This is a genomic window from Desulfomonile tiedjei (assembly GCA_016212925.1).
Taxonomy (GTDB): Bacteria; Desulfobacterota; Desulfomonilia; order Desulfomonilales; family Desulfomonilaceae; genus JACRDF01.
The window spans coordinates 37,975-46,689 of record JACRDF010000004.1 but is presented as its reverse complement, the minus strand read 5'-3'; the positions used below and the strand labels follow the sequence as shown (position 1 = coordinate 46,689).

Genomic DNA, 8,715 nt, shown 5'->3' with positions numbered 1-8,715 from the left:
CTGCAGGACAAGGGAGCCGACCTCGAAGGCCGCACGAAACAAGACAGCGAAGAGACGATCTACGAGTACCCCGGTATTTGGATTATTCCGTACTGGGCCAACTAAGGACCCGGCGTGACAACTCCGCACCCCGGGAATTATGAGGGGCCGCCCAAAAACCGGCGGCCCTTCCCCGACTAACATTGGTGGAGGATACCATGAAAAGGAAACGCGACCGAGTAGTACCTGTCAAAAGCTACTGTGGCAAGGTTCTTCCAGGGGCCCTAGTCATCATGATGTTGATTGCAATAATTGGCGGGAACCCATCTACAGCACTCGCGGTGCGGCTCGATCCCCAGTACACACCCCTCATGGAAGCCTGTGCGGCGGGCGACATCGGTGTGGTCAAAAGACTGATCGAAAATGGTGCGGACGTCAATGAGCGCAACAAACACGGGGGAACTCCACTCTCAGTCGCCTGTTACCGCGGGAAGTTAGATGTCGCAAAATTGTTGCTGGAAAGAGGCGCGAATCCGAATGTGAGGACTCCCGGCTCCGGGCTTCTTTCGCTGCTTATGGACGCTTGTGTCAGAGGCAATCTCGATTTGGTCCGATTATTGGTTGAACACGGGGCCGATATCAATGAACGCAATCGATCCGGTTACACAGCTCTCGCGCTTCTGGCGAACCACATCCGACTGAGGGACGAGAGGACGAAGAAAGACAATATCATCATAAAATACCTGAAAAGCCGCGGGGCCACTGAATAGTCGGCTACTTCAGACAGAATCGTTCATGTCTTATAGTTGCCTATCCCTGTGGGCCTCACACAACAGAACGGCGCAATGCCTCCAGGATCAAAGTGATAGAAGACATCCGCTCGTGAGAAATATCTACGTCGACCTTTCCGCTTAAAACAAGGCGGGTGTTCTCCATCAATAATCTTCATCTTTTCTTGTTATCTGCTCCCGCTCCTTCCGAATTGTAAAAGCAAGACCGAAGAAAGACGGAAGGTGCAAACAGCATGAAAACATGGGCTATAAAGAGAATGCAGCAGATGGAAGCTAATGGCGCTCCCGAGTTGGCACGGATGTTTGAGCTGGTTGCCCGAATCTGCGAACTGGACGAACAGCTCACCGGCAGCAGGCACGGCACGACTTATATTCCACCGGTCCATGGGGTGAATACTCAATCTCCAACGGCACGTCAGTTTGCTTGAGGTGGAACAAAGTGTTCGTCCGGCGTTAGTCCGTTTCGCAATGGTTTGCCCTCGACAGGCGGTGTGACTCCGGAGCGGAGTCAGGTCCACCGTTCGTAAGGAAGGAGGCACATCCCTGGCTCGGGAGTTGTGAACTTTATGACGAATCAATATTAGAAGCTGACGAACGGCCGAGAGCGGTACTCAAACCCAATCTACCGACAGACACTCTTGTGAAAATGACACTCACTTGTCTCGTATGCCGCAGAGTATCTTGTCGGGCCCGGATTTCTACTACACCATTCCAGCAGTTGGGGTAAGAAACAGGGAGACGCCTTTCATCATATCCGTGACGACAGAGGTCTTGCCGCTGGGATTCGGAAATAAAACAAGTGAAATATGATTTTGACTTCTGGTTCTCCTTGGATATATCGACCACACAAGCGAAAGGGGAAAATCCTCATGAGCGATCGCACGGTACCGGAGATGCTGATTGATGCTTGTCGATCTGGAGATCTGGGCGCCGTAAAGGAATTCCTGGATTCGGGGTTGGATGCTACCTCCAGATCGGTAGATGGTGAGACTGGTCTCATTGCAGCATCTGAAACCGGACGGATCGAAGTCGTTAAGCTCCTTCTCGATTGCGCAGCGAATGTAGACGCAAGAGATGATGAAGGCAATTCCGCTTTAAGCAGGTCCATTTTACGAGGATTTACGGACATAGCACACATGCTGGTTGAGCATGGCGCTGACATCAACGCGATGTATGAAGTGGAAGGTTCTGCCACTCCGTTGATAATGGCAGCCTGGTGCGGAAACATGGAGCTCGTGAAGCTCTTTGTGCGACAAGGAGCAAATCTGGAAGCACGACAACACAAAGGAGGAACTGCTTTACTGACAGCAATCTATCAGAAACATTGGGAGATCGCGGATTACCTCATACAATGCGGCGCGGACGTTAATGCTGCAAATGATTCAGGCGAGACACCATTGATAATAGCTTCCTTTCACGGCAGTACAAATACGGCTCGATTGCTGCTCGAATGCGGAGCCGACGTAAACCACCGCCATTTTGGGGGAGGCACTGCGCTCATGTGCGCAAGTTGGAAAAGTAATCTTTCTGCAGCGGAACTGCTCATTGAAGCTGGAGCAGAAGTGAACAGCCAGAACAAGGTCGGAGCCACCGCCTTGACTGGAGCAGCGACCTACGGTCACCTTTCAATCGTGGAGTTGTTGATCGAATCTGGCGCCGATGTCAACGCCCGGGACCAGTTTAGCTACACCGCTTTGTTGAATGCTGCTGCGAGAGGATTTCCTGATATCATTGACTTCATGCTGAACAATGGCGCGGACATTAACGTTGCTGATAATGATGGGAAGACTCCTTTGATTTTGGCGACGGAGAATGGATTTGCCGAAGCAGCAAGAATCCTTATCGAGCGCGGAGCCGATGTGAAAGCAAAGGATACTGAGAATCGTACGGCTCTCACATGTGCCATTGATGCCGGAAACGAAGAAATAGTTCAATTGTTGCTGGCCGCCGGAGAAGCATGACTTCCTTCACAGTCGGTCACCGCGGAGATCGCAGATACCGCGGAAACAATTGGTCCGCCATCCCGATGCAAGGCAAAGAAGGAATCGCGCCCCTTCTGCGTTCGCGGGGCATCCCGCGTCTCGCGGGACGGTGATCCCGTGTTGAAAGCAAGACTTCTCTGACACTGAACGCTTGTATTTTGGCAACCGCCATAAGTCGGTCAGTGTCACTCATCAGGATACTGTTCCCACTACCCGAGTCCCGGTTTCTTTGCCTTCCACCTAAAATATAGCAAGTGTCAAAAATAGTGTCCGATTATTAGAAGCGCCTCTTTGAATTTGGTAGGTGCCGGCCGATTTCGGAGAATACTTGTTTCCAATTTGTTACCATTTTCGCGGACTGAGATGGAACGAACCGGATTCGGTCCAACTCAGTTGGATTGAAATTGTTGGGGATTTCGATTAGGGCGTCTGTTAATCAGAGTGTTTTTCGCGTTCGCAACGCGGGGGTCGAGGGTTCAAATCCCTTCATCTCCACCAAGGAATTCAACAAGAAGAATCAGGAGGTTAAGCTTTGAAGCAGGCATCCTGATTTTCTTGTTCTGACCCCTCGGTGTCCAAATAGTGACTATCAAGAACCTCCCAGTGTCCAACTTCAGCAGAGGTGTCTGCAGAAAAGGCAATGGTCAATCAAATTAAGACTTCACGGATGAGCCAAGAGCAGATTTGACCCCTTTACAGGGCGTCCGTTGAATTGGTTGTTTTTTTGCGTTCGCAACGCGGGGGTCGAGGGTTCAAATCCCTTCATCTCCACCAAGGAATTTCACAAAGAATCAGGATGTTATACTTACGAGGCGGCATCCTGATTTTCTTGTTCTGACCCCTCGGTGTCCAAATAGTGACTATCAAGAATCTCGCAGTGTCCAACGTCAGCAGAGGCGTCTGCAGAAAAGGCAATGGTCGTTGACATTAAGAGTTCACGGATGAGCCAAGAGCAGATCTGACCCCTTTTTCCCCTTTTTTCCCCTCAGCATAGACAGGCTTTGATTATTGGGGATCGCTATTCTTTTGATCCTTTCGTTAAGAGCACTTTGGGTGACGCGACGGAATGGGCAACCCAAACGACGATTTTGTAGGTAAAATGTCACCAGAAGCTGAAAGATTGGTAAGTTACGACCTCTATGGAGGGATCTTCGGCCAATCTATCGTCGAAAAACGAAATACCGTAGCCCTGCAACCGCCAGGCAACCAGGAAGCTCTTGTGGAATTTGACAGACATTCAAGTATTGTGGAAATTGTTGCTGTACGGGCAGTTGCAGTTCCACGGCGTCCACGGCCACAACTATTACTTGCGTGGCTTTCGGGGCAGCCTTATACTCAATTCTGAAAAATGCGAAAGGAACAAGACGATCAGGAATAATTTCAAAGCTGTATCAGCGCCCTCATCCGGTGGGCAAGCAGCAGAATCGGAACAACGAAGGGCGGCAGATAGGCAATACAGCATAGGGCTTGGTTACCTGCGAGCATTCATTATAGTACTCGTGGTCCTTCATCATGCTGCTCTCGCCTATCAGTCGTTTCTCCCCACGTCTCCTGCATCTACGCTGGCCGAATATATGCATTCTGTCCGTGCTATCTCTCCAGTGAATGATCAACAGCGTTCGATGATCCTTTCTCTCATAGCGTTCTTTAATGACAGATTCTTAATGTCCCTGATGTTCTTCCTTTCGGGACTATTCGTCTGGAAGAGTCTTCGGAGCAAAGGCAGATCTGTCTTCTTTCGCGACAGGCTAATAAGGCTCGGTCTACCGTTTGCAGTAATGGTGATTCTTGCACCACTCGCTTATTACACGACTTATCTCCAAATCGGCACGAATGGGGGGCTATCTGGCTATTGGCATCAATGGGTGTCTCTTGGCGACTGGCCAAGCCCAGGACCCGGATGGTTTCTTTGGTTATTGATGGTTTTTGACATCATCGCAATACTCTTATATGCACTGATACCCACGAGGAGCGATTTCTTTGATAAGATAACGTCTGGCGTACTGAGCCGCCCGGCGCTATTTTTCGTGTTCCTTGTCCTAATATCTGCACTAGCCTATATCCCAATGTGCACCGTTTGTGATCCCAACTGGTCCTGGTGGGTATGGGGCCCGTTTAGATTCCAAACAAGCCGCATATTCCTGTATATGGTCTATTTCCTGGTCGGAGTCGTTCTCGGTGCTTATGGCATTGAACGAACATTGGTTACACCGAATTCGACGTTGGCACGTCGCTGGGGCATCTGGGTAGTTGTGGCGTTGGCAGCTTCTCTGATAAATCTCGTCGCGCTTAAAGGTACGAATCAAATCCTAGCCAGTGTTTCCTTTGTAGTCTCCTGCGCTGCATCCTCCTTTGCCTTCCTGGCAGTATTTTTAAGATTCGCAAGAAGGCGAAGAAAGATATTCGACAGCCTTTCCTCTAATTGCTACGGCATATTCGTAATCCACTATGGGGTCGTGAGTTGGCTGTTGTATGCCATGCTGAAAGCGCCGCTGCCTGCCGTAGCCAAGGGATCCATTGTTTTTGTCTGCGCGTTAATGCTGTGTTGGGGAGCCGTCGCCGTCGTTCGCGGTATTCCGGGAGTTGCGAGGGTATTATAGGAGTGTGGGGCAGTTGGTAGAAATGCCGTACGTCCATCTGCTTTCTTGGCCAATTGGACCATATCTTTCGAATAATCAGCTGCCTTCGAAAGTTCAACGTCAGCGAAAATGGGAACTGAAAAGGGATACTGTTGAGCGAGAGTCTGCCCAATTCAATTAGCTGGTCGTTCGTCAAAATTTCAGCTAACATTAGCTAACAGAATTCAAAACGACTTATCACCAAAAGGAACAAAACGGAACGATGGCGGTTGAAATAATTAAGGAATTGTCATAACTGGCTAGGATCACTAACGCAGAAAATGCGTTTGCAACGCGGGGTCGAGGGTTCAAATCCCTTCATCTCCACCATAATTCTTCGTCAAGAACCACTGAGAAATCTCAACCATTTTCCTTGAAAATAGTCCGCACTTAGCTTGAGTGAGGTCCTCTGCTTACCGAACTTATGCGGCCATCTCAAGTTGCGGGAAGAATGCCGTTCAGGTTACGCCCCTTTTCTGTCAGCCGATATTGCTGTTTGCTGCTTTGAGGTTTGTGAGGGATCGTCATCTCCACCAGGCCGGCCTCCATCAGCGGGGCCAGCACCTGGTTCCTGAACTTGGTTCTGTTTGCCCGCCTAATTATACCCATAAGATCCGTAATGCCTTGTTTTGTATGGAGACTTTTCAGGATCTGCACTTGGTCATCACTTAGTCCCCGCATGGTCCAAACATGGTCCGAACTTAGTCCTGACTTGGTCCCAACGCGGGTCTGAGAGGCCTTGGTTATTCGCTCAGTACCTGACCAGGTCCCCAAGGTTTTCGATGGGACGCTCGAGCCTACAGATCGGTCGTGTCTCGCCAGGGTATGTGTTTGGTTTTCGTGAGAAGCAAGGCCATACCGGTTCAGCTTGCGATAAAGTGTGCTGAGATTAATGTTTAATCTCTGGGCGATTTCGCTTTTCGAGACATTCATGGCCATCAGCTTGGCTATGGTATGCTTTTCAAAGTCCTTGGTTGACTGAATCTCGAGGTTCGGTTTCGCTTCCGTGGCCTGATAGATCACATCAACCGGGATGAGATCCGCAGTCAGCTGGTTTGTCTGGACGCAGTTCATCATACGTTCCACCACATTCTGCAATTCACGAATATTTCCCGGCCATTCATGCTTCAGAAAGAAATCGATTACCTCCTGATCGATGCGATCGATCCTTCTCCCCAGGGCTTTGGAATATTTCTTGACGAAATAGTCCAGGAGCAGAGGTATGTCGTCCAGCCTTTCGCTTAAAGGAAGTAGGCGAATCGTAAAAACGTTTAAACGATAATAAAGGTCCTTGCGGAAATTCCCTTTATAAACCTCGTCCAACAAATCTTTGTTGGTTGCTGCAATGATGCGGACATCAACCGGACGCATCTTGGCTCCGCCGATGCGGAAAACGCATTTCTCTTCGATGACTCGCAACAGGACGGGCTGCATTTCGAGCGGCATCTCGCCAATCTCGTCCAGGAAGATCGTCCCGCCGTCGGCCAGCTCGAATTTCCCCTGATTCCCGCCCCGCCGGGAGCCCGTGAACGCGCCTTCCACATGGCCGAAGAGTTCACTGGCGATCAGATCTCTGGGGATAGCGCAACAGTTGATCGCGATATAAGGTGCGTTTTTACGCTCACTGGCGGTGTGGATGGCCTGCGCGTAAGCGTCCTTTCCCACGCCGCTCTCCCCCAGGAGCAGGACATTGGAACTGCTCCCGGATGCCAATCTCGCCTGCTCGACTGTGTTCAGAAATTCGATGTTCCGCCCGCAGATGGCGTCAAACGAAAAATTTGCCCGGGCCCCGATCATGCTTGTTACCAGTTTCTTGACGCGTCTAATCTCCGTCAGGATCAGGATCTTACCTATGACTTCACCAGCTGACGATAAAATCGGGTTCCACGTAAGGGTAAAATCATTCCATGTCTTACCGGAGTGTATCCGGACCTCAACATGTACCAGATGATCGTTGCCATCTATCAGAGACAAGACTTGCCGGTTTTCTTGACCTAAGACCAGTTGGAGGCTCTGGCCGAGAATCACTTTGTCGTTGAGCGCCAGGATTTTTTTTGCTTGATCGTTGATCAGTGTAATGAGGCCCTTATTGTCGATGGCAATCAGCGCCTCCGGAATCGAGGCCATGACAGTTTGCTGATAGCTGTTTGCAATCTCGCTTTTGACAAAGGCGGCTTTTGCCTCGTCCAGCGACTGATTGATCTTCATCTGGTTTTCGATCAGGTGGGCCGCGGCGACGGTCATACCGTAAGCATGATTATTTGCTCGATCACGACGACAAAACAGGACAATGCCGCCGAGAAATATCCCATCCGGGTCGAAGATGGGGGCGGCATAGGCAGTGGACACATGAGAGCGCTTAAGGTAATGTTGAGCCCCCATTACGCAACTTGGCTGTCTCGTTCTAATCGTCAACGCGATCGTGGTGGTTCCGACGGATTCTTCGTCCCACAACGCGCCGACTACCCAATTCTCCTGTCGAGCCCTCTCTTGAAAGCTTTCGGCAATTTGAACCTCAATCAGAAAACCCTGAGGATCGAAAAAACTAACCACGAAAGAGGTGAACGAGACCAAATGATGGTAATGGGTCAAAAAGAACCGGCTGTTCTGAACGAGTTTACTATTCTTTTCGGCCAAGACGCTGAACTCTTCTTTCGTCAAGATTTTCTGGTGGGGAATTCCCAGGGGATCGAGACCTTGCTCGCGACAGCGGATCCATGAATCAAAAATATCCTGAGGAATTAACTCCTTGTCCACATTTTCATCACCTTGCACAAACTTTTCCCATTCCCGATAAATCGAGTTGAATTTGGCCTGACGCCTAATTTTGTCTGAGCTTTCTCCCTCGGCTGCGAAGGGATTCAAAGCGAGATTTCTAAGAGTCATTTATGATTCTCCATTTTTGGTTGCATTCTGCAAAAAGATCTTCTCTTTATGCAAAACTAATGGCTGCAATATCAAGCAAAAAGATCCTCCGTAACAATAATTCCATGCATTGTTAAATGCTTAAGCACATATGCGTCGATGGCATATTAAATGCTAAGGAAGAACGAGTGAGCATTAACATGCCAACTAATCAAACGGAAGGATCGCCGCCTTTTTTCAGCCCACGAGATAGCTGCTGTCGAAAGATTCCCGATTTCTTGTCGCGTAAATTGCAGAGCAGTTTCTCAAATATACAGCCTATCTTATCGAGGTGGTTATAACTATAGTGATTCTCAAGAGTTTTCGCGGAATGAAGGCACGGTGGCGCGTTGGTCAACGGCGGCCAATAGGCCGCCCTACGGGAGATGACATCAAGCCTGGGACTACAAATGTAGGGCGGCCTATTGGCCGCCGCAAATT

General features: G+C 49.7%; 5 protein-coding genes. 4 read left to right on the top strand and 1 reads right to left on the bottom strand.

The window, feature by feature from the left end; all coding sequences use genetic code 11:
• Positions 1-197: 197 nt before the first annotated feature.
• The 4 genes from HY913_02535 to HY913_02520 all read left to right on the top strand — a co-directional run bounded on the left by HY913_02535 (position 198) and on the right by HY913_02520 (position 5,352).
• Positions 198-749, top strand: coding sequence for an ankyrin repeat domain-containing protein (locus HY913_02535; GenBank protein ID MBI4962130.1), 552 nt, complete (start codon positions 198-200; stop codon positions 747-749).
• 254 nt (positions 750-1,003) lie between these two features.
• A complete protein-coding gene (locus HY913_02530) occupies positions 1,004-1,198 on the top strand; it encodes a hypothetical protein (GenBank protein MBI4962129.1) in 195 nt (64 codons plus the stop codon).
• A 441-nt stretch (positions 1,199-1,639) separates the two neighbouring features.
• On the top strand, positions 1,640-2,731 hold the full coding sequence (locus HY913_02525; protein ID MBI4962128.1) for an ankyrin repeat domain-containing protein: 1,092 nt from the start codon (positions 1,640-1,642) through the stop codon (positions 2,729-2,731).
• Positions 2,732-3,978: 1,247 nt separating this feature from the next.
• Positions 3,979-5,352, top strand: a complete 1,374-nt coding sequence (locus tag HY913_02520) for an acyltransferase (protein ID MBI4962127.1) — start codon at positions 3,979-3,981, stop codon at positions 5,350-5,352.
• A gap of 453 nt (positions 5,353-5,805) precedes the next feature.
• Here HY913_02520 and HY913_02515 read toward each other — a convergent pair whose 3' ends face one another.
• Positions 5,806-8,256 carry a sigma 54-interacting transcriptional regulator gene (locus HY913_02515; protein ID MBI4962126.1) on the bottom strand — a complete coding sequence of 817 codons (2,451 nt, stop codon included), beginning with the start codon at positions 8,254-8,256 and terminating at the stop codon, positions 5,806-5,808.
• Positions 8,257-8,715 lie beyond the last annotated feature (459 nt).

Coding starts and splice junctions, on each gene's coding strand:
- HY913_02525 (MBI4962128.1), top strand. CDS start 1,640: ATGAGCGATCGCACGGTACCGGAGATGCTGATTGATGCTTGTCGATCT.
- HY913_02535 (MBI4962130.1), top strand. CDS start 198: ATGAAAAGGAAACGCGACCGAGTAGTACCTGTCAAAAGCTACTGTGGC.
- HY913_02530 (MBI4962129.1), top strand. CDS start 1,004: ATGAAAACATGGGCTATAAAGAGAATGCAGCAGATGGAAGCTAATGGC.
- HY913_02515 (MBI4962126.1), bottom strand. CDS start 8,256: ATGACTCTTAGAAATCTCGCTTTGAATCCCTTCGCAGCCGAGGGAGAA.